The organism is Vibrio sp. M60_M70, assembly GCF_037162085.1.
Classification (GTDB): Bacteria; Pseudomonadota; Gammaproteobacteria; order Enterobacterales; family Vibrionaceae; genus Vibrio; species Vibrio diabolicus.
The window spans coordinates 117,693-143,441 of record NZ_JARLUL010000001.1 but is presented as its reverse complement, the minus strand read 5'-3'; the positions used below and the strand labels follow the sequence as shown (position 1 = coordinate 143,441).

The following is a 25,749-nucleotide window of genomic DNA, read 5'->3' as shown; positions in this document are numbered from 1 at the left end:
TAATTAGCTTGGTAAACGCTTTGATTGGGCCCCTTCCCGTGCCGAAATGGCACGAAAAGGACCAATACTCCACCTAGCTAGCCATTTCATCGACGTAGCTATCCGCTAGTTTCATTTTCTGCTGATCGGTCATCACCTTACCGGCCAATTGGAAAAAACGCTGCTCTTCTTCTTCGAGGTGGTGCAATACTTTGTGACGCAAAGTTTTCATGAGGTTGAGCCATGCTGGCGAGCTCATGTCGGTTGCATCAAGCTGTGCAATCACTTTATCAATCTCGTGGTGCTCTGCGATGCCATGACGAGTAAGATCGATGGTTTTATCGCTCTCGATTAAAGGCGCGTAGAAAAAGCGCTCTTCTGCGGCGGCGTGCTGTTCGAGTTCATCCTTAAGATTGTGGTAAAACTCTTCGCGTGCAGGGGAATCTCCAGACGTTTCCATCAGAGCATCGAGTAAAAGGCGTTGCTTTTCATGACTCTCTTTTAGTACATCAAATATGTTTTTCATCTTTGACTCCTCATCTGATTGTAAACAATTGGGATAAAAGGAAGGGCGGTGATTGACCGCCCTTCTCTTACATTGCTGTGAACAAAAAGCTGACCTGACTCAACTAACAATCTTGGTCTTCTGCGTTCAAGTTCTCTTTAATATTTTCACACTCATCTTCAATCGCGTTTTGAGTTTCTTCGGCGGCTTCATCTATCTTCTTGCCTGCCTGTTCCATTGGCCCTTCTTCACTACAAGCAGCCAGTGCGAACACCAAACCAAATACTGCGGCGATACGGTAAATTAATGACGTAAGTCGCATGAAATCTCCTATCTATTTACGTTTTTTCTTCCTAGCAGAACAATCACTATTGATACAATTAATGACAATAGGAATAGGTAAAATATCACTTGCGCGATAGAGGCCGCCGCCCCTGCAATACCAGTAAAACCTAGTAGTGCAGAAACCAGTGCCAAAGCCAGAAAAATAAACATCCAACGAACCATAGTGTTACCTCCTAATAAAATTGGGTTAGGTCACTCGGCTCGTTATTATTGAACCACTTCTAGCTTATCAATCACCTTATTTACATCATTGGTATTATTTGCAATTGAAAGTGCAAGATCATGCTCCGCATCTGAATTAACCTTACCTGCCAACGTTACCGTTTTACGTTCCGTCGTTACATCAATGTCCGTACCACTTACATTGGTATCCATCAGTAGGCGAGTTTTAACTATAGTCGTGATTTTAGAGTCGGTCAGTGTGGCTAATGCCTCTGAATCGGTTTCTTTCTTACCTTCATTCACTACTGACAATTCGTTGTTTACTTTTTTCACACCATCAAGACCTGTTACAAGCTCTTCGGCAAGCGATTTTTCAAGGTCATTGTTTACCGAACCAGAAAGGGTAACTACCTGATTTTCAACATCGGTGTTGATATCAAAAGAGTTAAGGTTACTGTTTAGCAGCAGCGTAGTTTCGGCTTTACCATCTAGCCAAGCGTCCATGGATTCTTTTTCCCATTTATCACTCGCTAAGACTGCTGTAGATGAAGTAGCAAGAACTGACGTAAGTACAATTTTAGCTGCGATGTTATTCATGGTAATTCTCCTTTATTGACGTTGTATTTCCATAGGAGCAAACCATGTGCCAAGTTTTTAACCAATTGTTTTTAAAGGAATAATAAAAACAAGAGATAAAAATAAGACAAACAAGAAAATATAAGCATGAATTATTTACACAGAAGAAATGTAATTTTTAATCGTTAATAATTTCGCAATCAATTACATAATACGCCAATAAAAGATGAGACATTATTTCTTCAACTTCACTTAATCGCAGAATTATTATTTAAACGTGAGATACCCGAATAAAGAAGCAATATTTATCAGAATTATTACTGATATATACCAAGATAGGTTCAACAACATTAAAATAGCCTACAGACCCTTAAATCTCTGCTGACAATATTTTGTCTTGTGCACTTAGAATAATCCACGTACATTGTTTCTGTCATAGTAAAGAGGACATTTCTATGTCGTTGCCAAGCCTGTTTCTACGAATACAAGACCCGACACTTAAAGATGCTATTGCCTCTTGCCAGGAACTGAACAAATTTCGTCTGCATAATACCGATGCCGCAGATGGTTGGATTGAAGATTTCCTACAACTCAAACCGGAAGTTGCGATTGTTGAAGTCGCCCACTTTACTAGCACAGATTACCAGCGCCTTTCTAATATCGAAGACATCTACGATATGGACTTGATCATCATTAGCTCTGGTGCTCCAAACGAAAATTTGGATAAGCTAATGAACTTAGGTGCAATTTTTCACTACAGAAAACCCGTAGATATTGCCATTTTGACGGACACCCTAAGCGAAGTCAGCCAGTACTATCAGCAAAAACAAGATCAAGGACGTAAAGTGTCCACTAGCGATCTCGACCAATTTGGCCTTTTGGTGGGGTCCTCATCGCCAATGCATCAGCTCTATCGCATGATTCGACGCGTCGCAAAAACAGAAGCCAACGTCCTCATTGTCGGTGAAAGCGGCTCGGGTAAAGAGTTAGTCGCACAGACCATTCATTTAGCTAGCGATCGCAAGCAACAACCCTTTATCGCGATTAACTGTGGTGCGATTAGCCCAGAGTTGGTCGATAGTGAACTGTTTGGCCATGAAAAAGGCGCCTTTACCGGAGCGAATAAAACTCACCAAGGTGTATTTAAACAGGCAGAAGGCGGCACGCTGTTTTTAGATGAAATCACCGAGATGCCTATCGAGCATCAAGTGAAGCTATTGCGTGTGTTGGAAACCGGAGAGTATCGCCCAGTAGGTAGTAATACGGTGCATATCGCCAACACTCGCATCATTGCCGCCACCAACCGTGATCCTAAAGTCGCCATTGAAGAGCAGTTCCTGCGTGAAGATCTGTTTTTCCGTTTATCGCACTTCCCATTAACGATACCGCCACTGCGAGATCGAGGCGGTGACATCGTCGGTCTGGCTAAACACTTTATCGCGCACCGCAACGCAAATGAGGCTAAAACCAAAACCATTCTTGATTCTGCCATCCAAAAAATCGCTGCACACGATTGGCCGGGTAATGTCCGTGAGCTCAAACACACGATCGAGCGTGCATTTATTTTGGCTGACGACACCATCCGAGATGAACACCTGATCTTCGACACACCACCATTGGAAACTGGCACCAGCATCGAAGACCTTGTTCCGGCTGGCGTTTCGCTAGAAGAGCTAGAAAAAGCCGCCATTCTCAATACGCTTGAAGAGAATCAAGGCAATAAAACGGAATCTGCGCAAGAGTTAGGCATTAGCGTGAAAACGCTCTACAACAAACTCGAAAAGTATCAAGACGAGTAACTCGCTGTGGGAATACAATGAGAATACAAAAAGAGCACGGAATACGATTCAGTGCTCTTTTTTATCTTATCTTTTATGCGGATGTGTAGCGTTTGATTACACCCACTGACCTGCGACAAAGCCGCTCGACCAGCACCACTGAAAATTGTAGCCCCCTAACCAGCCAGTCACATCCATCACTTCGCCAATGAAGTACAGCCCTTTGATGTCTTTGCATTCCATGGTTTTCGAAGACAAGTGATCGGTATCCACACCGCCTAGTGTCACTTCCGCGGTTCGGTAGCCTTCAGTGCCATTCGGGGCGATATCCCAATGATCTAAACGATCCACAATCGCCGCAAGCTCCTTGTGATTGAACTGCTTTAGCGGTTTATCGACCAGCTCTTTACGTTCAATCAAGACTTCAACCAAGCGCTTTGGTAGCACTTTAGCGAGCGTATTTTTGAGCGACTGATTCGGATGCTTTTCACGGCTGCGTTCTAATAACTCGGCAACATCATCGTTTGGCACCAGATTAATCGACACCTTTTGCCCCGCTCGCCAGAATGATGAAATCTGTAAAACGGCTGGGCCAGATAAACCACGATGTGTGAACAACAGGGCTTCTTTGAACATCGTGCCATCTTCAGCTGTAATTTCCGCAGGTACCGCGATACCAGATAACTCCGCAAAGTCTTCTTTGTCTTCTTTATGCAACGTAAATGGCACCAGCCCTGCCGTGGTTGGGATAACTCGAAGACCAAATTGTTCCGCGACTTTATAACCAAATGGTGTCGCCCCCAGTTTTGGCATCGACAAGCCACCGGTTGCGATAACTAAAGACTCACACTCAACTGGCTCGGTACCCGCGTGCAGACGAAAACCTTCATCGATTTTCTCAATTGAGTGAACATCGCATTGGTAACGCTGCTCGATATTCGGCATGTCACATTCAGCCAGCAGCATCTTCACGATGTCTTTCGCCGTAAACGCATCGACACAAAACAGCTGACCGTGATCGCGCTCTTCAAATTCAATACTATGCTTACACACCATCGAGATAAAATCCCAGTTAGTGTATTGGGAAAGCGCAGACTTAACGAAATGCGGGTTTTGGCATAGGTAGTTGCTGGCTGAAACATCGTAGTTAGTGAAGTTACAACGGCCACCGCCTGAGATAAGGATTTTACGTCCTGGCTTTTTAGCATGATCGAGCACCAAAACACGACGGCCTCGCTTGCCGGCTTCTGCAGCACACATCAAACCCGCTGCGCCTGCGCCAATTACAACAACATCAAATTTCTTACTCATCGGTAGCTCTTAGACTGATTGGGATCGAATCGAAATAAAAAAGGATGTGCACATTGCACATCCTTGCTTTCTAGGCGCGACATTCTACCGACAAATCTCGAAGGGGAAAAGCGCTTAAACGGTAAGCGCTATGCATGCCCGTACAATCTTAGGAGATTAACTCGCTAGATTATTGATTCTTTAAAGAATGAAGGCCGCGAGTAGGGTAACACCGAGCAAAGCGGTCGATAAAACAAATAGCTCACGCACCCTTTCGCACTTACCAGTAAAAATCTCATCGTGGTGATGGTGATATTCTTTACTTTTGATGTAGTGGAACAAACGCACCTGTTTGGTGACATTTCCATGGGTGGTAAAAAAGCCATTGCCATCAACTTGCTGATATAACAACGGATGCGCTTCACGCATGATGTAAATTAGAGAACGAAGAGCGGTGAGATACCGGATCATGTTGACTCCAGTTACCACCATTAGCGCAAATAAGATTGTGTCTCCACTGATCATCTTTTCCTCCCTACATCTTCAACAATGCTCAAGAGAAAAAGACGATCAATGCTTCGTCTTTACCCGCTACTTATAGCGTCAAAAAACGCGTTTACGCAGCTGGAGCATCCATGATTGAAGATGAACCTTCTTTCGCCATTTGTGCTAGATCTTTGTCGATGAAGAACAATGCTTTACCATCTTCACCTACCAATTCGATCTTATCTAAAATCCCTTTAAACAACTTCTCTTCTTCGTGCTGTTCAGACACGTACCACTGTAGGAAGTTAAACGTTGAGTAGTCTTGGCTAGTAAATGCAACATGTGCCAATTTATTGATTTTTTCCGTGATCATTTGCTCATGTTCGAAGGTCTCGCGGAAAACATCACCTAAGCTAGCAAAATCATGCTTTGGTGCATCAATAGCGCCCAAAATTGGCATTGAGCCAGTTTCACTTACGTAGGTGAATAGGCGTTGCATGTGCTCCATTTCTTCTACGGCGTGAGCGCGTAAAAATTCAGCCGCACCTTCAAAACCTTTGTCTTCACACCAAGCACTCATTTGTAAGTATAGATTGGATGAGAAAAATTCTAGGTTAATTTGCTCATTCAATTGTTCGACCATAGTTTGAGACAGCATGTTAACTCCTATTAATGTGCATGCAATATACCCAAGTAACCTCGAGATAAACGACGCCGCGAGATTGACTTGCTCTACATCCAGAGGCAAGGTTTTACTTGAACTATAGTCAGTAACGGAGCGCTGAACTCCGCATCTCAAAGTCACTTGGGTATAACGCCACTATAACATGATTACTGAGACAAGACTTTGTACCTACGACACTGATATGAGATCACTTCAGCAAATTTTTTTGGGGGTTAGTGCTAATCTAAAACTATGACCTTACAAGGAGATAGCAATATGAGTTACAAACACATACTTGTGGCAGTCGACCTGTCAGACGACAGTAAAGTGTTGATTAAAAAAGCCGTATCACTGGCTAAACCTCTGGATGCGAAAGTCTCTTTTATTCACATCGACGTGAACTACGCAGAGCTCTACACCGGGCTTATCGACATCAATATGGCAGAAGCGCAACATCAAGCAATGGAAGCGTCGCGCACACAATTGGCGAATTTCGCAGAATATGCGCAATACCCAATAGCCCATACGTTGGTCGGTAGTGGCGATTTGAGTAATGAGCTGTGCGATACCATTCAAGATTACAGTATCGACTTGGTGGTTTGTGGTCATCACCAAGATTTCTGGAGCAAGATTCTGTCTTCGACTCGACAACTGATTAACTGCTCTCCAGTCGATATGCTGGTCGTACCGCTAAAAGACTGATTGGCGCGACGTTAAAACTTGGTTAGACTGCGGGCACATTTGTTGTTGATAAAGATTCTCATCCATGGCTTATCTATCCGCAGTTACCCTACTTTGGGCATTCTCATTTAGCCTGATCGGCGTTTACCTCGCTGGTCAGGTTGATTCTTGGTTCTCGGTGTTCATGCGCGTGGCACTGGCGAGTCTGGTTTTCATTCCCTTTTTAAAATTCCGCGGCGTTAGCAAATCCTTAATCGCGAAACTGATGACGGTCGGTGGCTTTCAGCTCGGTCTGATGTACTGCTTCTACTACCAATCTTTTTTGCTCCTTTCCGTGCCAGAAGTATTGCTGTTCACCGTATTCACGCCCATTTACGTCACGCTGATCTATGACTTCTTGAAAGGTCGCTTTTCACCTTGGTATTTGGTTACCGCGGCAATTGCTGTATTTGGCGCAGCCTGGATTAAGTTTGCAGGCATTAATGAAGACTTCCTGCTGGGCTTTTTGGTCGTACAAGGAGCAAACCTCTGTTTTGCCATTGGTCAGGTAGGCTACAAATACATCATGGAAAGTGAACCGGTTGATTTGCCACAACACACCGTGTTTGGTTACTTCTACTTAGGTGCGCTTTGTGTAGCAACCGTGGCTTTCGCTCTGATGGGCAACCTCGACAAACTACCCACCACCGCAACGCAATGGGGCATTCTGACGTACCTTGGTTTAATTGCTTCCGGTTTTGGTTACTTCGCGTGGAACAAAGGCGCAACCATGGTGAACGCAGGAGCACTTGCAGTAATGAACAACGCATTGGTTCCGGCGGGTTTGATTGTGAACATTGTGATTTGGAACCGCGATGTTGATGTCATGCGACTCGCCATTGGCGGTGCGATCATCATGCTATCGCTATGGATTAACGAAACCTGGGTGAAAAAGCGCGTCGAAATGAGCTACGCCAAGAAGTAAAGCGACCACTCCCAACACACATACCGACAATAAAAAACGCTCTCCAACTGGAGAGCGTTTTTTTGGATTAGATTAATGCACTTTCATTTGCGAACTTGCGCTCATCAACGCCTTAGGTGGCGTTGATAGCAACACCTCTAGCTTGGCATTGCGCGCTTCAAGCTTGCGCTGACGCTTAAGTAACTTTTGTTGTTTTTTCGCTACTTTTAACAACTTCTTCTGCTGCTTATAATGCTTTTTCAGTGCTTTTTTCGCTTTCTTAAGCGATTTTTTATCCGCTAAATCAAACCATACTGGTACGTCGGTTCTTACTGGATCCAGGGATTTTTCGGCTTGCTTTTTCTCTTTTACGCGCTCAACAACACGCTTCACAATCGCTGCTTTTTCGTTGCTTTGTTTTGTTGTCATAGGAATCGGTTGTACTGGCAGCGCTTCAGCCAATAAGCCACATGATTGTTGCTCGTTCAATGGCTTGTCTTGGCATTTTTGCGGCGGAATAGCGGCTGGCTTACACAGGGTATCTTTGGCCGCTGAAGAGCGTGCGCAAGAGCGACAAACAAACTTTGGTGCGACAACTAAACGATGGATGTCGCCAAGCTCCGCCGCGATCTGTTTACGACTCATTTTACATAAGCGTTTAGCCATTCTACTACTCCAGCTTCCCAATTATCGACCGCATCACAATAAGTGAAATAATAATAATTCTTAGTTAGATATACAGTCAGGGAGGAGAATTAGCAAGAGAAAACTATCAGTAACGATTCAGAAAGAGAGTCTTGATCACAGCACGATACACCGTACTGTGACAAGAAAAGTTGAGCGGTCAGGAAGTTATGCCATTGAGGCTTTAACATAGACATCAAAGCGATTTTTTTGGTTTCAATCGCCATAGTCGGCTTTTGCTCGTTCAGCCAGTTTGCATAGTCTGGGCGCTTCACCACCACGCGTTTTGTGGCTAACGCCATGGCAGGATCTAGCAAACCATCGGCGTCCAAATCGGCGCCAACCAACGATTGGAAAACGCGCATCTCTTTTTTACGAGCGCCGATTTCTTCTTGTTTTCTGGGTGCGGATACATAGGGTCGAGATACACCACATCTGGCTGAACAAAGTCTTCATCTTGTGCCAGCTGTTCCAATGCATCATGACTGGAGGCATGGATCAGCGACATACGCTCTGATACCCAAGTTCCAATTTCAGGGTCTTGTTTCGCACGCGCTAAGCCGTCATCCAGCAACGCTGCGACTACCGGGTGTCGCTCCACCATCTGTACCTTACAGCCGAGCGAGGCCAAAACGAACGCATCACGTCCCAGCCCCGCCGTGCCGTCTAGAACGGTTGGCGTTGCCCCTTTGTTCAAACCTGCGGCTTTTGCGATGGCTTGGCCCTTACCACCACCAAATTTTCGGCGATGTCCCACTGCGCCACCAATTAAATCGACAAAAATAGCGCCCAACTTTGGCTCATCCACTTTACGCAGCTCTAAACGCTCGGTGGTCAGCACCAAAGCAAAATCGCTCTCGTCAGTGTGAGAAAGCTGCCAGCGCGCAGCCAGTTCATCCAGATGAGGTTGTTGAGACGGGTCTTCACAGATCAATTGCAGTTGCAAAAGGAGGCTCCAATAAAAAATCGCGGTAACTGGCGCTGAGTGTATACCTAAGTTACCTCTCAATGCTAGGTTGAGCTTGATATGACAAGACTACTCAGCCGTCAGTCGCTCAACTAACTCAGAAAGCGGTTGAGGATGCCCAATACCGTAGCCTTGGCCATAATCCACACCAAGATCGATCAAATGCTGCATGACTTGTTCGTTTTCGACAAACTCCGCCACCGTCACTTTGCCTAGCTGTTTTGCCAGATCATTGATCGAGCGAACCATTACACGGTCCATTTCATTTACGTTGATATCTCGCACGAAAAGGCCATCAATTTTCACGATATCAACGGGAAGTTTCTTTAAGTAACCAAATGAAGACAAGCCCGAGCCGAAATCATCCAATGCAATCATACAACCCAACGCTTTGAGCTTGGTGAAGAGCTCAATGGCTTGCTCAAGATTACTCATCGCTGCTGTCTCGGTGATTTCTAGACAGATTTTTTCACACGGCATGGACGAACGTTCCAGTCGTTCCAATAAGAAATCGATAAACTCTTGATTCCCCATAGATTGACCTGAAAGGTTTATCGAACAACGACCGAGTTTTTCAACCACCTCCGGGCGTTGCTCAAACCATTCTAGCGTTTGAGTAATGACCTGTTTATCAATCCAATGCGCAATGTTGTAGCGCTCGGAGGCAGGAATAAACAATGCAGGAGAAACATAATCACCATATCCATTGCGAATGCGCACTAAAATCTCAAAATACATCTGAGCATCGTGCTTTTGTAAGCTTTTGATCGGTTGAGCAAATAACTCTAAACGCTGATTCGACAATGCCTCATGCACCAGATTGACGCTCTGCATTTCCATCTGGCGACGTTGTAGCTCTTCGTTATCTAAGCTGAACAGATTGTAGCGGTTACGGCCTTGCTCCTTGGCGGCATGACACGCAGAGTCTGCTTGAGCGTGCACCATTTGCGGCGTCTCTGCCGTATGGTCGATGATACGAATACCAATAGAACAACTGATGAACAAGCGTGTATCTTCCCAAATAAAGAGATGCTCACTCAACGTCGAGATGATCAGTTTAGCGATATTAATGGCGCCGTATTCGTCGCAATCTTTGAGTAGTACCGCAAACTCATCGCCTCCCATTCGAGCCAAGATGGAATTGTATGGCAGCACTTCCTCTAACATGCTGGCGCAAAATTGAATCGCCGCGTCACCCGCATCATGCCCAACCGTATCATTGAGGACTTTTAGCTGATCTAAGTCGAGGTACAGCATCGCGTGGACGCGACGATGGCTGTCCACCTCACGCAGTGCGGTCTTGAGCTCTAGTTCAAAGTGGTTTCGGTTATAAGTCCCTGTCAGTAAGTCATAGCGCGCTTGATATTCCAGTTTCTCGGAAAGCTGTTTGGTTTCTGTAATATCTTCACCCACAATCAACAGCTGATCAGATTCACTCAGTGGACGAATGTTCTCACGTACCCAAACACGATGACCATTTGCATGGCGATACTCGACTTCACGTCGCCAGACCCCATGCACCTGTTGATTGGGTTGCAATAGCACTTGGCGAGGAAACAGTACCTTGTCATCAAAATAAAACTCCCTCAGGCGGTGTCCGAGCATGTCCATCGGTTTGTAGCCAAGGAGTAGCTGAGCAAATCGATTCACTTCTTGAATGCGGTTATTGCTGTCGAGTGTCACCATCATGACAGGCTGTTGCTCATAATAGTTACGCAGGGTTGATTCGCGTTGATAGAGCTTATCTTCCATCAACTTACGACTAGTGATATCGCGCGCTTCAAACAAGTATTGCTTTTGATTTCCTACTTGCTGAGAAAAAGGCTTGAGTGAAATTTCCAACACCAATGTACCGTGCTCTTTACTCCAAATTTCAGCCTCAAACGTCGACACTTGATGGTGAGGCACGTGGAAATACGCCTCAAGCAACGCTTGTGCTTTCTCACTCCAATTGGGATGAAACCAAAGTGGTCGGTCTAAGCGCAGCCCTTGGTGATACAGCAAAGATTGCAGGTGATCGTTGCCCGATTTAAGTACACCGTTGGCATCCAAAATGCCCATATACTGCATGCTCTGATCAAAAATCGACTCTAAGATGGCTTGGCTTTCTCGCGCGGCACTCTCGCTGCGACGCATCCGCTGTAAATAGTAACCCATCAACAAAATGACCACCGACATCACCACAAACAGGCTACCAAACAAGCGAATTTCTTTGGCAAAACGCTCAGAAAACTTCATCGGTTTATTAAAAAATACCGCAGAGACCTCTTGCTCAGCACCCAGCCCCCAGCGCACTACAGCTTGATAATCGAGCTTGATTTCAGAATCACTTTTCTTCACGGCTGGCAGAGCTTGGTCAGGGTTATCCAACACAAACTCAAGTATCTCAGCACTCTCAATGCCATGCCGATAACCACTTTGGATCACGCCACCAACCGCACCGTGCCCTAAGCCAATGTCGTGCACCATAAACAGCGGCGCATTTGAGGCTCTGTTGACGCCAATCCAGTCACGTTCACTGCCAACCACACCCTGTTTATCTCGGTAATAAGTCCAAAACAGGACGACTTTATCTTTATTCAGCTTCGCTACTTGTTGCTTTAAGTCAATGATACTATCAGGAATAACTTGCACGATTTTGTCGCGATATTGCGGATGTTCATGTACAAAATCGTCGATTTGATAGCGTAATACCTCTCCCGTTACGGAATGGTCACTGACAATAAGAATTTGGGTGTAATCAGGGTGTAGTCGCTCTATGAGGGCTAAATTTGCCTCCAAATCGACATCTTCTGTTACTCCTGTTGCGTTCAGAGATTGGTGCAAAGAAGGATGATAATTGTTGATGCCGTTAAATATAACCGGGGTGTCTTTGATGATTGGCGCCAAACGCTGCATCAGTTCAAGCGCGTTGTTATCACTCACTAAAATGGCATCGAATCGTTCTTTGCTTAATTTCGTACGATATAAGGATTCAAGCTGAGCGAAAAACTGCTCACTCTGGTTACGTTTCGAGTCTAAATAGAGCACACGCATATCCAGCGATCGATCACCCAATTGCTGCTCGATACCTCGCTGTATGGAATCCGTCCAGAAAAAACCTTGATGATAGGAGTGCACGACCAAAACTTTCGGATCTGAGGCCGCGGCAAACGCGCTCCAACATAGCGCGACAATAACCAGAAAACGCTGCACATTATCTCCATAGCTCGGAGTTAACCCGCAGTTACTCCTGCCAAACCTTGTGAATCCTATCCGCTATGAGTATAAAAGGGAGGTAAAACTCTATCCCTAACGGAAATAATAGTATGAATGCGAGCCTGCCGAAACTCGACGACCTTGACCGCGCAATATTAAAAACACTGATGGCTGACGCCAGAACGCCCTACGCAGAAATGGCAAAGCAGTTCGATGTCAGCCCTGCCACTATCCATGTGCGTATTGAGAAGATGAAATCGGCTGACATCATCGAAGGAACGGAGGTGATCGTAAATACCAAAAAGCTCGGCTACGATGTGTGCTGCTTCATTGGTATTAACCTAAACGCAGCTCGCGATTACCATTCCGCGCTAGAAAAACTCAACGCGCTCGACGAAGTCGTTGAAGCTTACTACACCACGGGCGCGTATAACATATTCGTCAAATTGATGTGCAAATCGATTGAAGAACTGCAATTTGTGCTGATTGATAAGCTGCAAGCCATTGATGAGGTTCAGTCTACGGAAACATTGATATCGCTGCAGAACCCAATTAACCGCAGTGTGAATCCGTGAATTTTTTATAAAAAATGGACAAAAAAGGCCAACCGAATGGTTGGCCCTAGTATTTTTGAAAAGACAGCGTGCGCTTACGCTGCAATACCAGAATGGCGCAATAGCGCATCAATTTGTGGTTCACGACCACGGAAGCGCTTAAACAGCTCCATTGGCTCTTCACTGCCACCCATTTCTAGGATGTTATTCAGGAAGCTTTGACCCGTTTCTTTGTTGAAGATGCCTTCTTCTTCAAAGCGAGAATACGCGTCTGACGACAGCACTTCAGCCCACAGATAGCTGTAGTAACCCGCGCTGTAACCACCAGCGAAGATGTGACCAAAGCTGTGCGAGAAGCGCGCCCACTCAACAGCTGGAACCACCGCGACTTTCTCTTTCACTTTCGCCAGCGTTTCTAAAACGCGTGCACCCACTTCTGGGTCGTATTCGGTGTGCAGAGTAAAGTCGAACAAACCGAATTCTAGCTGACGCAAAATACCCATCGCCGACTGGAAGTTTTTCGCCGCGAGCATCTTATCTAGCATCGCTTTTGGCAACGGCTCGCCTGTCTCATAGTGACCAGAAATGAACGCCAGTGCGTCTTCTTCCCAACACCAGTTTTCCAGGAACTGACTTGGCAATTCAACCGCATCCCAAGGTACGCCATTAATGCCTGATACCGCGCCAGTTTCTACTTGCGTCAGCATGTGGTGGATTCCATGACCAAACTCATGGAATAGCGTCACAACTTCATCGTGCGTGAACAGTGCTGGCTTGTCGCCCACTGGACGGTTGAAGTTACACGTTAGGTACGCCACCGGCGTTTGCAGTTCACCAGAGAGCGTAATACGACGACCACGACAGTCATCCATCCACGCACCACCACGTTTGTGCTCACGTGCGTAGAGATCTAAGTAGAAACTGCCACGCAGTGCGCCTTCAGCGTCAAAGATATCGAAGAAACGCACAGATTCGTGCCAAGTGTCCACGCCTTCTCGCTCAGTAACTGTCATGCCAAACACGCGGTTTAGCACTTCAAACAGACCACTGACAACCTTTGACTCTGGGAAGTACGGGCGCAGTTCTTCATCCGAGATTTGGAACAGGTGCTGCTTTTGTTTCTCGCTGTAGTAAGCGATATCCCACACATTCAATTCTTCAACGCCAAACTCACTTTTCGCAAACTGACGCAACTCTTCGACTTCACGTTCACCTTGCGGTTTCGCACGTGTCGCTAGGTCATTCAAGAAGCCCAACACTTGATCTGGCGTTTCGGCCATTTTCGTTGCTAACGATTTCTCGCTGTAAGTATTGAAACCCAACATGCGTGAAATTTCGTGACGCAGTCTCAGTTGCTCAGTAATGATTTCTGAGTTGTCCCACTTACCAGCATTTGGACCGCGATCAGAGGCGCGCGTCACGTATGCTTCGTACACTTCTTTGCGCAACTCTTGGTTGTCGCAGTACGTCATGACAGGTAGGTAAGATGGGATATCCAGCGTAATGAGGTAGCCATCGAGCTCTTTTGCTTCTGCAGCGGCTTTCGCTGCTGCCAACGCCGATTCTGGCATGCCAGCAAGGTCTTTCTCATCCGTGATGTGCTTGGTCCAACCCATGGTGGCATCCAGTACATTGTTAGAGAATTTAGAGCTGAGCTCAGACATGCGCTTGCTGATTTCGCCGTAACGGTGCTGCTCATCGGATGGTAAACCAATACCCGATAACTCAAAGTCTCGTAGCGCATCGGTGATGGTTTTTTGTTGAGCGCGAGTCAGCGTTGCGAATGCATCACTGGCTTTAATCGCTTTGTACGCTTCGTACAGGCCTTTGTGCTGACCAACCCAAGTGCCGTACTCTGACAAAATTGGCAAACAACTTTCGTACGCTTCACGCAGATCTTCGCTGTTCACCACGGAGTTCATGTGACCCACTGGCGACCAAATGCGGCTTAAGCGGTCATCCGCTTCTTCAATTGGCGCAATCACACTGTCCCAAGTAGGTTGAGTATTATCTTTTAGAACTTCATCGATTTTCGCTCGGCAGTCAGCAATCGCTTGTTCAACGGCAGGCTTGATGTGTTCTGGTTTAATTTGAGAAAACGGAGGTAAGTCCGTAAACGTCAGAAGAGGATTAGACATGAATAATTCCTTTTGTGTTTTGACTCTGTGATTGCCTGTCTATTTTGTGTAGATAGGCCAACTCAATGTACAGACGAGCCAGCAACATGGATTGGGGAGCTCCGTTCCCTTTCTCTATGCTGCGATGACCATATAGTCAACGAGCGCTACTCTGTCCTTGAGTCTTGTTATACCTAAATGAGATTTCACACTCTTTGAGCACGAGAAACTCACCTAGTTCAATTCGATTACCAATAGTAAGTGTGGGTGACTTAAAGAAATTTCAATAGCGTCCCCTTATCAGAGGAACAGATTTGATTGGAAGTTCTACATCTTTAAGTTACTTGAGTATAATACCGCCATAGAGTGAAAATCACAGACCACACTCAGCCAAAGAGTGTTTCGAGAGTTTAATTTGTTAAGTTACCGCCACAGCTTCCACGCTGGCAACCATGCCGACGTGGTCAAACACATCGTTCAAAGCCTCATTCTTGATGCGCTGAAACAAAAAGATAAGCCATTCGTTTATCACGATACCCACTCGGGTGTGGGCCGTTACGATCTGACTCACGAATGGTCTGAAAAAACGGGCGAATACAAGCAAGGCATCGCGCGTATTTGGGATAACCCAAACATTCCTGAAGATATCAAAAGCTACATCGATGCCATCAAAGTGCTCAACAACGGCGAGAAGCTGCGTTACTACCCAGGCTCACCACGTGTGGCGCGCGCGCAAATCCGCCCACAAGATCGCATGGTGCTGACGGAGCTGCACCCAGCCGATCACCCGCTGTTGGAGCAAGAATTCCATCGCGATCGCCAAGTGAGCATCTTCAAAGAGGACGGGTTCCAGCGTCTAAAAGCAAGCTTACCACCACAAGAGCGTCGTGGTTTGGTGCTGATTGACCCACCATACGAGCTCGCGAAAGAGTACCGCGATGTAGTGCGCGCGATTCATCAGAGCCATAAGCGTTGGGCAACCGGTATCTACGCGATTTGGTACCCAGTGGTAAACCGTCACGACATCGAAGATATGATCGAAGGCCTGGAAGCACTGGGCATTCGTAAAATTCTGCAAATCGAGTTAGGTGTCGCACCCGATACCAACGAGCGCGGCATGACGGCATCCGGCATGATTGTGATTAACCCGCCGTGGAAACTGGAAAGCCAGATGAAAGAGATTCTTCCATTCCTGCAAGACGCGATCGCACCAGCTACCGGCCACTGGAAAGTGGACTGGATTGTTCCAGAGTAAGCTCATCTGCACCGAAACCTTCTAGCGCAACGACATTTTCGTTGCGCTTTTTTATGCTCTCAACTCCGCCGTCTGATCGCGCTTATTCTTCTTTTTATACCTCTCATCGCTATTTGTCATAAGTAATGTCGCTTTTTCCCATTTAGGAATTCGTTACATTCGATTTATGATAGTGGGATAACGGTGGCATTGAGTTCGGGCAAGGTCATCCCAATCTATCTATGTACCAGATAAAATTTATAAGCTCTTGGAGAAAGTAATGGCGACTCATTTTGACTATATCTGTATCGGTGGCGGCAGTGGCGGCATCGCATCTGCAAACCGTGCGGCGATGTACGGCGCGAAAGTTGCGCTAATCGAAGCTCAAGACCTTGGCGGTACCTGTGTCAACGTAGGTTGTGTACCGAAGAAAGTGATGTGGCACGGCGCACAAATCGCAGAAGCAATGAACCTGTACGCAGAAGATTACGGTTTTGATGTCGACGTGAAAGGTTTCGACTGGAGCAAACTGGTTGAGAGCCGTCAGGCGTACATTGGTCGTATTCACCAATCTTACGATCGCGTTCTTGGCAACAACAAAGTAAACGTGATTAAAGGCTTTGCTAAGTTTGTTGACGAAAAAACTGTCGAAGTAAACGGTGAACACTACACAGCGGATCACATCCTGATCGCGGTTGGTGGTCGTCCTACTATTCCAAACATTCCAGGCGCTGAATACGGCATCGATTCAAACGGCTTCTTCGACCTAGCAGAGCAACCAAAACGCGTTGCGGTTGTGGGCGCTGGCTACATCGCAGTTGAAATTGCTGGCGTACTGCACGCACTAGGTACAGAAACGCACCTGTTCGTACGTAAAGAATCACCACTGCGTAGCTTCGATCCAATGATCATCGATACGTTGGTTGAAGTGATGGACGCAGAAGGTCCAACACTGCACACCCATTCTGTACCAAAAGAAGTGGTAAAAGAAGCCGATGGCAGCCTAACTCTGCACCTAGAAAACGGTGAGAGCCAAAACGTTGACCAACTGATTTGGGCAATCGGTCGTCACCCAGCGACAGACGCAATCAATCTAGCGTCAACTGGCGTGGCAACGAACGAAAAAGGCTACATTAAGGTAGACGAATACCAAGAAACCAACGTGAAAGGCATCTACTGTGTGGGTGACATCATGGAAGGCGGTATCGAGCTAACGCCAGTAGCAGTGAAAGCGGGTCGTCAACTTTCTGAGCGTCTGTTCAACAACAAACCAAACGCGAAGATGGACTACGATTTGGTACCAACTGTGGTATTTAGCCACCCACCAATCGGCACTATCGGTCTTACAACGCAAGAAGCGGAAGAGAAGTACGGCAAAGACAACATCAAAGTCTACACATCTGGCTTTACTGCGATGTACACCGCCGTTACTAAGCACCGTCAACCATGTAAGATGAAGCTTGTATGTGCGGGCGAAGAAGAAACGGTTGTTGGTCTGCACGGCATCGGTTTCACGGTAGATGAAATGATCCAAGGCTTCGGCGTAGCAATGAAGATGGGCGCAACCAAAGCAGACTTCGACTCTGTTGTGGCTATCCACCCAACGGGCTCAGAAGAATTCGTAACGATGCGTTAATTGCGCGCTAATCGCATTGCTGATTTCAGCGAATCATTCTAAAAGGTCACCTTAGGGTGACCTTTTTTGTTTGCCCATGCTTAACTCGCATTCTCCAATAACGTGCGAATAAACTCGGCTTTGATAGCACTCTCCTGCTTACCGTCATGAATCAGACACAAGTCTGCACGCAGTGACTCTTTCAGCTTGATAAAACGAATCCCATGCCAATGATGCTGAGAAAACGTCGACGGCACCAACGTCACGGTGTTGCTGTTTGCTACATACGCCATCAAGGTGCTTGGCTCCACCACTTGTTTGCCAATATGGGGTGAAAAGCCTTCTTGCAGACAGGCATTGATGATGAAGTTTGCCGAGGCAGAATTCGCCAAACTCATAAACGCAAACTCACACGTCTTTAAATCTTGGAGCCGCAGCAAAGATTTGCTGGCTAACTCATGTTGCTCCGACACCGCCACCACAAACACATCTTTGCCCAAAGACACCGACTGATACGGATAAATGTTGAGTGCATCGGCAAAACGAACAATGCCCACATCGATTTTCTTCTCGCTCAGATGCTTCTTTTGCGTCTCTGGGTTGAGGTCAAAAATGTCGGCGTGATAAGTGTCATGCTCAGCATGGAAGCGCTGTAACAGACGATCAAATCCGCCCCAAAATGCGCTACTTACCACACCGACTCGCAGGATGTTTCTCTGGTTCAACCCCACTTGCTGCACTTGATTGAGCGAGACATCCAAGGTCTGAAAAATCAGTTGGCATTTGGACTCCAACAATCGCCCGGCCTCCGTCAGCATGACGTTTCTTGAATCACGCTCAAACAGTTTGACGTTAAGCACTTCTTCCAACTCTTTGATGCGATTGCTCAACGGCGAATTGGTGATATTGAGGTTCTCGGCGGCCTTAGTGAAATGCTTGGTTTGTGCGACCTCGTAAAAGTAACGCAGCATCTTCAGCGTCACGCGCTCAAATGGTTCTGACTTCATGCATTGAGTCCTAGTGAATTTCATCATCCTCTTTTTAAGGATGATAGTAGCGAATAAAGCAAAGATAACTAGCGCAGAAAGTCACACAATGGAATCAACACACAACCAGAAGGTGACTAACATGAATCACGATCCAGTAATCGGCGCACTACAAACCATTCGCGAACGCAAACCAAACTTCCAACCTAAAGCGGCGTTTATTTTAGGCTCTGGCTTAGGCGTATTGGCAGACGAACTACAAGACAAAGTGGTCATTCCATACGAAGAGCTCGAAGGCTTTCCGGTTAGCACCGTGCAAGGCCACTCTGGTGAGTTGGTGCTTGGTACCATGGGCGGCGTAGACGTAGTGTGCATGAAAGGTCGCGGTCACTACTACGAACACGGCTCAATGAAGGTCATGACCACGCCCGTGCGCACCTTTAAAAAGCTGGGCTGTGAGTTTTTGCTCGTCACCAACGCAGCAGGCTCACTTCGCCCTGAGCGTATTGATGTCGGTTCTCTGGTGGTATTTCATGACCACATCAATACCATGCCTGAATCGCCAATGATCGGTCCGAATGATGAAGAGTACGGCCCGAGGTTCTTCAGCCTCGCCAATGCGTACGACAAAGACCTACGCGCAGAAGCGTTTGAAGTCGGCAAAGCCAATGGTATTCACCTGAATGAAGGCGTGTTTGTCTCTTACACTGGCCCCAACTTTGAGACCGCAGCCGAAATCCGCATGATGCAAATCATCGGTGGTGATGTAGTGGGCATGTCGGTCGTGCCAGAAGTGATTTCTGCAGCGCATTGCGGCTTACCCGTATTGGCAGTGTGTGCGATCACCAACATGGCAGAAGGCTTGGGAGATGTAGAATTGTCTCACGCCCAAACATTGAAGTGCGCGAAGCTAGCCGAAGCAGATTTCATTCGCTTTATTAAGCGCTTTATGAAGCATCACTTCTAAAGCCGCTTCATTCCAAAAAGCAAAAGGGTCATCAAGTAACTTGATGACCCTTTTTCGTATCACGTTTTCTAACGTTCGGGGGTATTTCGGAGCCGTTTGTGCGTTTTACTTAACTGCGCGAACCAATTCAGCAATACCTTCCCAATCGCCGTTGTCCATCATTGCGGTTGGCACCATCCAAGTACCGCCACAAGCAACAACCGATTTCAGCGCTAGGTAATCTTCCACGTTGGATGGGCTTACGCCACCTGTTGGCATGAATTCCACTGGGTAAACCGCCGTGAGTGCTTTCAGCATGCTTACGCCGCCTGATGGCTCAGCAGGGAAGAACTTCAACGTACGCAGACCCATTTCCATCGCTTGCTCAACCAAGCTTGGGTTGTTTACACCTGGTACGATAGTCACGCCACGTTGCTGACAGTATTTCACTGTGGTTGGGTTGAAACCTGGGCTAACGATAAAGTCCACGCCCGCTTCGATCGCGATATCCACTTGTTCTGTGGTCAGAACGGTGCCCGCGCCAATCAACAGCTCTGGGTACGCTTCACGCATGATGCGAATCGACTCCGCCGCCGCTTCTGTGCGGAATGTTACTTCAGCACATGGTAAACCGTTTTCTACCAACACTTTTGCCAGTGGCAGAGCGTGTGCTACATCGTTGATTGCGATAACTGGGACGATTTTGATTTCTCTTAATCGTTGTTCAAGTGTTGTCATGGGGAACCTCTAAAGAATAAAGCTTAATGTTGCGACGATAATAAACGCGATACCACCAAGTAACGTTTCCATTACCGTCCAAGTTTTTAATGTGGTTTTCTCATCCATCTCAAGCAGACGAGAGACCAACCAGAAACCAGAGTCATTGAAGTGAGACATTACCGTTGCACCACCCGCAATCGCGATTACGATAAAGCAAAGGTCTAGTTCACTCAAACCTGTTGATGCTGCCACAACTGGCGCGATAAGAGCCGCCGTCGTGGTTAGCGCTACGGTTGCCGAGCCTTGAGCAACACGCAGACAGGTTGAAATCACAAACGCCGCCACAATCACAGGCATACCTGTGTCTGTAAGAACGTCAGCCAGTGCATCACCGATACCACTTGAGCGCAGTACGCCTCCAAACATGCCACCTGCGCCCGTTACTAGGATAACACCACAGATTGGAGCCAATGACTCACCACATAATTTTTCTAGTTTTGCCATGCCGTAGTCTTTGGCAAACACAGCCAGACAGACAATCAAAGTAATCAGCAACGCGACTGGGGTTTTACCTAGCATACGTAGGAACTCAACCAGTGCCGTTTTGCCATCAATCAAACCTGCAACCGCCAGTGTGTTCAATACCGTATCCAAACAGATTAGCAGGACTGGCAGCACAAGGATGGTCATAACCGTGCCAAATTTTGGTGCGTTGCGCTCATCCACCATCGCTTCGCCATTAAAGAAGGCTTTAGATAGTGGGATATCGAATTTTTTGCCCGCGTACAAACCAAATAGGTAAGCGCCAAGGTACCAAGTTGGAATAGCAACCAAAATACCCACCACCAATAGCAGACCGATGTTTGCGCCAAGGAATTCTGCCGCTGCAACCGGGCCAGGGTGTGGTGGAACAAACGCGTGCATAACCGCAAAAGCACCGGCAGCAGGCAACGCGTATTTAATTGGTGAGCCACCAAAACGAGCCGCCACACTTAGGATGATTGGCATCATCACTACAAGGCCAGCATCGAAGAAAATTGGGAAGCCAAACAGTAATGAAGCAACGCCCAAAGCAAATGGTGCGCGCTCTTTACCAAAGCGACCAATCAAAGTGTCTGCCAGCACTTTCGCACCGCCAGTCACTTCAAGAATTTTACCGATCATCGCACCAAGACCAACCAGCAATGCCACGGAAGCCAGTGTGCCGCCGAAGCCGCCCATCATGGTCGATACGACTTTCTCAGAAGGAACGCCAGTGGCGATTGCTGTGCCTAAACTCACCATAGTAAGGGAAGCAAAAGCATGGACTTTCAGTTTAATGATCAGAACGAGTAACGCTGCAATGGCAAGGCCTGCAATCGTCAGTAGGAACGTAGGATCTGGGGCTTGGGTTAATTGCTCCATAGGTTCACCTTTAAGAATTATTGTTTGTGTTATGGTTCACATTTATTTCAGTTACCGGTAACATGTTACCGATAACATGAATAAGATAAACCCATATTTTAAAGTGAATTCAAAAATTGAGATCACGCGCAAATTTGGTTATGAGGATAAGTTATGGCTGGTAGTAGTGTCATCGTTATGGGCGTTTGTGCTAGTGGTAAAAGCACAATTGGTGAGCATCTAGCGAAAAAGCTAGGGCGTAAATTCATTGATGGTGATGATCTTCATCCACGAGCGAACATTCAGAAAATGGCATCGGGCCAGCCTCTGAACGATGATGATCGCAAGCCATGGCTAGAACGCATTCGTGATGCGGCGTACAGCCTAGAAAGCAAAAACGAACACGGCATTATTGTCTGTTCAGCACTGAAAAAGATTTACCGCGATCAGATCCGCAAAGGCAACGACAACGTGACCTTCCTGTTCCTTGATGGCGATATGGAGTTGATCCTTAATCGCATGCGTATGCGCAAAGGCCACTTCATGAAAGAAAACATGGTGAAGAGCCAATTCGAGACGCTAGAGCGCCCAGACAACGAGCCTCAAACTCTGATCGTCAGTATCGACGGAGACATCAGCGACGTGGTGGAACGCTCTGCCGCTGAGCTAATCAAAATGCAAGCGATCGAGGTGGCGTAATGACTCACTCTGTTGTTCTTGAGGTCACACAACGTTTGACCGAGCGCAGCCGTGAAGCGCGCGCTGCGTTTCTTGCTCGCACCGAAGTGCAAGCCGAAGCTGGCAAAGGCCGTGTTGGTTTATCTTGTGGTAACTTAGCCCATGCAGTCGCCGCTTCTTGCTCTTCTGAAAAGAAAAATATTCTCGATTTTACTCATGCCAATGTCGCGCTGATCAGCGCTTACAACGACATGTTGAGCGCCCACCAGCCGTACCAAGACTACCCAGCACAAATCAAAAAAGTGCTGGCGGACTACGGCCATACAGCGCAAGTCGCAGGTTGTGTGCCAGCGATGTGCGATGGGGTGACTCAAGGTCAAGCAGGCATGGATATGTCGCTGTTTTCGCGTGACTTAATTGCGCAATCAACGGCGTTGTCTTTGAGCCACAATGTCTTTGATGCCACATTACTGCTTGGCATCTGTGACAAAATTGCCCCGGGGCAACTGATGGGCGCACTGTCTTACGCGCACCTACCGACTGCGTTTGTACCAGCGGGTCTGATGGCAACAGGCATCAGCAACGAAGAGAAAGTCGACGTGCGCCAAAAATACGCAGCGGGAGAAGTCGGCAAAGACGCTCTGCTGGATATGGAGTGTCGCGCTTACCATTCTGCGGGGACGTGCACGTTTTACGGCACCGCCAACACCAACCAGTTGGTGTTCGAAGCCATGGGCTTGATGCTGCCAGGCTCGGCATTCATTCATCCCCATACCCAACTGCGTAAAGCGTTAACCGATCACGCGGCTCTGAAAATCGCCTCAATGACGGCGGGTTCTGCACACTTCCGTCCGCTGGCCGAGGTGGTCACAGAAAAGAGCTTGGTCAACGGCATCATCGCTCTACTCGCTTCTGGCGGCAGCACCAACCACACCATTCATATGATCGCTGTGGCGCGTGCTGCTGGCATCTTGCTCACGTGGCAAGACATCAGCGATCTGTCGGATGTGGTTCCTTTGTTAGCTCGCGTGTATCCGAACGGCCCAGCCGATATGAACGTGTTCCAAGACGCGGGTGGCGTGCCTGCGTTATTACACCGCTTGAACGAATCCGAGCTTTTGCATCGCGATGTGAAACCCGTGTTTGGTGAATTTGAAGATCAGATGACGCTGCCGAGCCTTGTCGATGAACAACTGACTTGGACACCGTGCCAAGGCAGCCAAGACGGTGACGTGATCGCCAAACCGGACGCCACTTTCCAAAACACCGGCGGCACTCGCGTACTGACTGGCAACTTGGGTAAAGCCGTGGTGAAAGTGTCTGCGGTGAAAGAAGAGCAACGCGTGATTGTGGCACCAGCGATCGTATTCCAATGCCAACACGAAGTGGAAGCCGCGTACAAACGTGGTGAGCTGAACAAAGATTGCATCGTTGTGGTCACACACAACGGCCCAGCGGCAAACGGCATGCCTGAACTGCACAAGCTGATGCCCATTTTAGGTAACGTGCAAAAAGCGGGCTTTAAAGTGGCGCTGGTTACTGACGGTCGTTTATCTGGCGCGTCAGGTAAAATTCCGTCTGCGATTCATGTTTCTCCAGAAGCCATTCGTGGTGGCGCGATTGGTTTGGTGCGCAACGGTGATTTGATTCGCCTTGATTGCCAAACGGGCGAACTGAACAACTTAAGCGACACCACTGGTCGCGAGTTGATTCATTTCGATACCGAATATACCCAACAAACATGGGGGCGAGGCTTGTTTAGCGTGATCCGCCAAAACGTCTCTAGCGCAGAAGAAGGCGCAAGCTTCATTGTGTAAGGCGAGATGAAAGACTCGTCATTTCGACGAGCCTAAGCAAGATCAGGAATTTAATATCAACGTGCTGTGAAACCAGAGAAAACACCTCTACCACAGCACTTTGTTGTCGGTAGATTCTGAATCACGCTCGTCCCTCGCTGTTCAGAATGACGAGATGTGGGATTGGTCATTTTTCTTTTTCAATAAACGAATTAGTCCGTCATTCCGACGAGCCTAAGCGAGATCAGGAATCTACTATCAACGTGCTGTGAAGCCAGAGAAAACACCTCTGCCACAGCACTTTTTTGTTGGTAGATTCTGAATCACGCTTGTCACTCGCTGTTCAGAATGACGAGATGTGGGATTGGTCATTTTTCTTTTTCAATAAACGAATTAGTCCGTCATTCCGACGAGCCTAAGCGAGATCAGGAATCTACTATCGAGGTGCTGTAAAGCCAGAGAAAACACCTCTACCATAGCACTTTTTTGTTGGTAGATTCTGAATCTTGCTCGTCTCTTGCTGTTCAGAATGACGATATGTAGGATTCAGTAAATTACATCAAGCCGTCTTCATCACCACGACCGCAGCAATCACCACAAAGATACCAAACCAGCCGATTGGCTTGAGTTTCTGCTTAAACAGCAAAGCACCACCCACTGCGGTACCCAAGATACCGATCGCGCCCCAAGAGGCGTAAGCAATGGCTAAGTCGATCTCTTTCACCGCTTGCGCCAACAGCGTGAACGCAGCCAGTACCAACACAATCGCGGTAATGCCCCAGCCTTTGTATTTAAAGCCGTGAGAACGTGTGAGCGCCATGTTCGCCACGATATCGACCAAGGCAGCCATCACGACAAATCCAAATGACATCGTAAAAAATTGACTCATGATTCACACCTTACACTTGTAGAAAATGAACGTTCTTTTGCCGATTTATCGGCGTTTTTCTTGGTGTTAGATTGACCGTGTGACTCACCTAAAGTCACACAAACGATGCCGATGACAGCTAACATCAAACCAAGCAGCTCTTGGGTATTTAAGTCAGAATCAAACAACACGATTGAAACGACCGTGATCAATGAGATACCCAACCCTTCCCAAACAGCGTATGCCACGCCGATAGAAATCTTTTTCGCTGCAATCGAGAGGAAGTAGTACGACACCGCAATCAATACGTACATCACGATGTAGCCCAACCATCCATGACCTTGTCCGATAAAAGACATGGTGCTGGTGCCTGCTACTTCGGCAACGATGGCGAGCAATAAAAATAGACGTGCAACTAGCATGATGAATCCTCCATCAGAAATTAAAAAACTGCATAACGGAGAATGGTGAATGTCACGCATCTGTATCGACATTCAAAAAGTTAAAAAGATAAAAATGAGCCACTTCTCCTGACTATTTGAGATAAGGTTAGCGCTGAGCAGGAAAAAGAGACAGGTAATTGAGATATTCATT

24 protein-coding genes and 1 pseudogene are annotated in these 25,749 nt (G+C 47.1%); 9 read left to right on the top strand and 16 right to left on the bottom strand.

All coding sequences use genetic code 11. From position 1 onward, the window contains the following. Positions 1 to 73 precede the first annotated feature (73 nt). The 4 genes from P4S59_RS00695 to P4S59_RS00680 all read right to left on the bottom strand — a co-directional run bounded on the left by P4S59_RS00695 (position 74) and on the right by P4S59_RS00680 (position 1,588). Positions 74 to 505: a hemerythrin domain-containing protein gene (locus P4S59_RS00695; protein WP_047009374.1), complete on the bottom strand. Its 432-nt coding sequence runs from the start codon at positions 503 to 505 to the stop codon at positions 74 to 76. A 103-nt stretch (positions 506 to 608) separates the two neighbouring features. Continuing rightward, positions 609 to 806, bottom strand: a complete 198-nt coding sequence (locus P4S59_RS00690; RefSeq protein ID WP_048624594.1) for a hypothetical protein — start codon at positions 804 to 806, stop codon at positions 609 to 611. An 8-nt stretch (positions 807 to 814) separates the two neighbouring features. After that, entirely contained in the window at positions 815 to 991 is a 177-nt protein-coding gene (locus tag P4S59_RS00685) for a DUF1328 family protein (RefSeq protein WP_012841233.1), read from the bottom strand. Positions 992 to 1,036: 45 nt separating this feature from the next. Beyond that, positions 1,037 to 1,588, bottom strand: coding sequence for a BON domain-containing protein (locus tag P4S59_RS00680; RefSeq protein WP_012841234.1), 552 nt, complete (start codon positions 1,586 to 1,588; stop codon positions 1,037 to 1,039). Positions 1,589 to 2,022: 434 nt separating this feature from the next. Between P4S59_RS00680 and P4S59_RS00675 the strand changes: the two genes are divergently transcribed. Further along, positions 2,023 to 3,366, top strand: coding sequence for a sigma-54 interaction domain-containing protein (locus tag P4S59_RS00675; RefSeq protein WP_337167866.1), 1,344 nt, complete (start codon positions 2,023 to 2,025; stop codon positions 3,364 to 3,366). Between the two features lie 96 nt (positions 3,367 to 3,462). On the opposite strand, the gene P4S59_RS00670 is transcribed toward P4S59_RS00675, so the two are convergent. The 3 genes from P4S59_RS00670 to ftnA form a co-directional block, all read right to left on the bottom strand. Beyond that, positions 3,463 to 4,656: an NAD(P)/FAD-dependent oxidoreductase gene (locus P4S59_RS00670; RefSeq protein WP_337167865.1), complete on the bottom strand. Its 1,194-nt coding sequence runs from the start codon at positions 4,654 to 4,656 to the stop codon at positions 3,463 to 3,465. Positions 4,657 to 4,836: 180 nt separating this feature from the next. Beyond that, a complete protein-coding gene (gene uspB / locus P4S59_RS00665) occupies positions 4,837 to 5,160 on the bottom strand; it encodes a universal stress protein UspB (RefSeq protein WP_005394407.1) in 324 nt (107 codons plus the stop codon). A 91-nt stretch (positions 5,161 to 5,251) separates the two neighbouring features. Beyond that, entirely contained in the window at positions 5,252 to 5,779 is a 528-nt protein-coding gene (ftnA, locus tag P4S59_RS00660) for a non-heme ferritin (protein ID WP_005379167.1), read from the bottom strand. 282 nt (positions 5,780 to 6,061) lie between these two features. Between ftnA and uspA the strand changes: the two genes are divergently transcribed. Together uspA and P4S59_RS00650 are read left to right on the top strand one after the other, a co-directional pair. Next, entirely contained in the window at positions 6,062 to 6,487 is a 426-nt protein-coding gene (uspA, locus tag P4S59_RS00655) for a universal stress protein UspA (protein WP_005379165.1), read from the top strand. Positions 6,488 to 6,551: 64 nt separating this feature from the next. Beyond that, positions 6,552 to 7,430, top strand: coding sequence for a carboxylate/amino acid/amine transporter (locus tag P4S59_RS00650; RefSeq protein WP_006741764.1), 879 nt, complete (start codon positions 6,552 to 6,554; stop codon positions 7,428 to 7,430). Positions 7,431 to 7,502: 72 nt separating this feature from the next. On the opposite strand, the gene P4S59_RS00645 is transcribed toward P4S59_RS00650, so the two are convergent. The 3 genes and pseudogenes from P4S59_RS00645 to P4S59_RS00635 all read right to left on the bottom strand — a co-directional run bounded on the left by P4S59_RS00645 (position 7,503) and on the right by P4S59_RS00635 (position 12,255). Continuing rightward, entirely contained in the window at positions 7,503 to 8,075 is a 573-nt protein-coding gene (locus P4S59_RS00645) for a hypothetical protein (protein ID WP_337167864.1), read from the bottom strand. A 186-nt stretch (positions 8,076 to 8,261) separates the two neighbouring features. Beyond that, positions 8,262 to 9,039, bottom strand: a pseudogene (locus tag P4S59_RS00640) (class I SAM-dependent methyltransferase). Between the two features lie 90 nt (positions 9,040 to 9,129). Then, positions 9,130 to 12,255 (bottom strand): EAL domain-containing protein, encoded by a 3,126-nt coding sequence (locus P4S59_RS00635; RefSeq protein ID WP_337167863.1) that lies wholly within the window; start codon positions 12,253 to 12,255, stop codon positions 9,130 to 9,132. Positions 12,256 to 12,368: 113 nt separating this feature from the next. Between P4S59_RS00635 and asnC the strand changes: the two genes are divergently transcribed. Further along, positions 12,369 to 12,833: a transcriptional regulator AsnC gene (gene asnC / locus P4S59_RS00630; RefSeq protein ID WP_005394393.1), complete on the top strand. Its 465-nt coding sequence runs from the start codon at positions 12,369 to 12,371 to the stop codon at positions 12,831 to 12,833. A 74-nt stretch (positions 12,834 to 12,907) separates the two neighbouring features. On the opposite strand, the gene prlC is transcribed toward asnC, so the two are convergent. Beyond that, positions 12,908 to 14,950 (bottom strand): oligopeptidase A, encoded by a 2,043-nt coding sequence (gene prlC, locus P4S59_RS00625; protein ID WP_337167862.1) that lies wholly within the window; start codon positions 14,948 to 14,950, stop codon positions 12,908 to 12,910. Positions 14,951 to 15,344: 394 nt separating this feature from the next. Here prlC and P4S59_RS00620 point away from each other — a divergent pair, with 394 nt between their 5' ends. Then, positions 15,345 to 16,184 carry a 23S rRNA (adenine(2030)-N(6))-methyltransferase RlmJ gene (locus P4S59_RS00620; protein WP_005394390.1) on the top strand — a complete coding sequence of 280 codons (840 nt, stop codon included), beginning with the start codon at positions 15,345 to 15,347 and terminating at the stop codon, positions 16,182 to 16,184. A 259-nt stretch (positions 16,185 to 16,443) separates the two neighbouring features. Beyond that, complete coding sequence (gene gorA, locus P4S59_RS00615; RefSeq protein WP_031818769.1) at positions 16,444 to 17,799, top strand: glutathione-disulfide reductase; 1,356 nt, start codon at positions 16,444 to 16,446, stop codon at positions 17,797 to 17,799. Between the two features lie 80 nt (positions 17,800 to 17,879). Here gorA and P4S59_RS00610 read toward each other — a convergent pair whose 3' ends face one another. After that, positions 17,880 to 18,785, bottom strand: a complete 906-nt coding sequence (locus tag P4S59_RS00610; protein ID WP_005379156.1) for a LysR family transcriptional regulator — start codon at positions 18,783 to 18,785, stop codon at positions 17,880 to 17,882. Positions 18,786 to 18,906: 121 nt separating this feature from the next. Here P4S59_RS00610 and xapA point away from each other — a divergent pair, with 121 nt between their 5' ends. Further along, positions 18,907 to 19,731 carry a xanthosine phosphorylase gene (gene xapA / locus P4S59_RS00605; protein WP_005379149.1) on the top strand — a complete coding sequence of 275 codons (825 nt, stop codon included), beginning with the start codon at positions 18,907 to 18,909 and terminating at the stop codon, positions 19,729 to 19,731. 105 nt (positions 19,732 to 19,836) lie between these two features. Here the strand turns inward: xapA and P4S59_RS00600 are convergent, their stop codons facing one another. Then, on the bottom strand, positions 19,837 to 20,448 hold the full coding sequence (locus P4S59_RS00600; protein WP_005379148.1) for a bifunctional 4-hydroxy-2-oxoglutarate aldolase/2-dehydro-3-deoxy-phosphogluconate aldolase: 612 nt from the start codon (positions 20,446 to 20,448) through the stop codon (positions 19,837 to 19,839). A 9-nt stretch (positions 20,449 to 20,457) separates the two neighbouring features. Beyond that, positions 20,458 to 21,834, bottom strand: a complete 1,377-nt coding sequence (locus tag P4S59_RS00595) for a GntP family permease (protein ID WP_337167861.1) — start codon at positions 21,832 to 21,834, stop codon at positions 20,458 to 20,460. A 153-nt stretch (positions 21,835 to 21,987) separates the two neighbouring features. Between P4S59_RS00595 and P4S59_RS00590 the strand changes: the two genes are divergently transcribed. Together P4S59_RS00590 and edd are read left to right on the top strand one after the other, a co-directional pair. After that, positions 21,988 to 22,512, top strand: a complete 525-nt coding sequence (locus tag P4S59_RS00590; RefSeq protein WP_069492471.1) for a gluconokinase — start codon at positions 21,988 to 21,990, stop codon at positions 22,510 to 22,512. Continuing rightward, the gene (gene edd / locus P4S59_RS00585; protein WP_337167860.1) at positions 22,512 to 24,308 is read left to right on the top strand and encodes a phosphogluconate dehydratase; all 1,797 of its coding nucleotides are present in this window, start codon (positions 22,512 to 22,514) and stop codon (positions 24,306 to 24,308) included. The genes P4S59_RS00590 and edd overlap by 1 nt, the downstream gene beginning before the upstream one ends. A gap of 538 nt (positions 24,309 to 24,846) precedes the next feature. Here edd and P4S59_RS00580 read toward each other — a convergent pair. Both P4S59_RS00580 and P4S59_RS00575 read right to left on the bottom strand, forming a co-directional pair. Next, positions 24,847 to 25,176 (bottom strand): SMR family transporter, encoded by a 330-nt coding sequence (locus tag P4S59_RS00580; RefSeq protein ID WP_053807555.1) that lies wholly within the window; start codon positions 25,174 to 25,176, stop codon positions 24,847 to 24,849. After that, positions 25,173 to 25,577, bottom strand: coding sequence for an SMR family transporter (locus P4S59_RS00575; protein WP_109168656.1), 405 nt, complete (start codon positions 25,575 to 25,577; stop codon positions 25,173 to 25,175). Before P4S59_RS00575 ends, P4S59_RS00580 begins: the two co-directional genes overlap by 4 nt. Between the last annotated feature and the right edge of the window lie 172 nt (positions 25,578 to 25,749).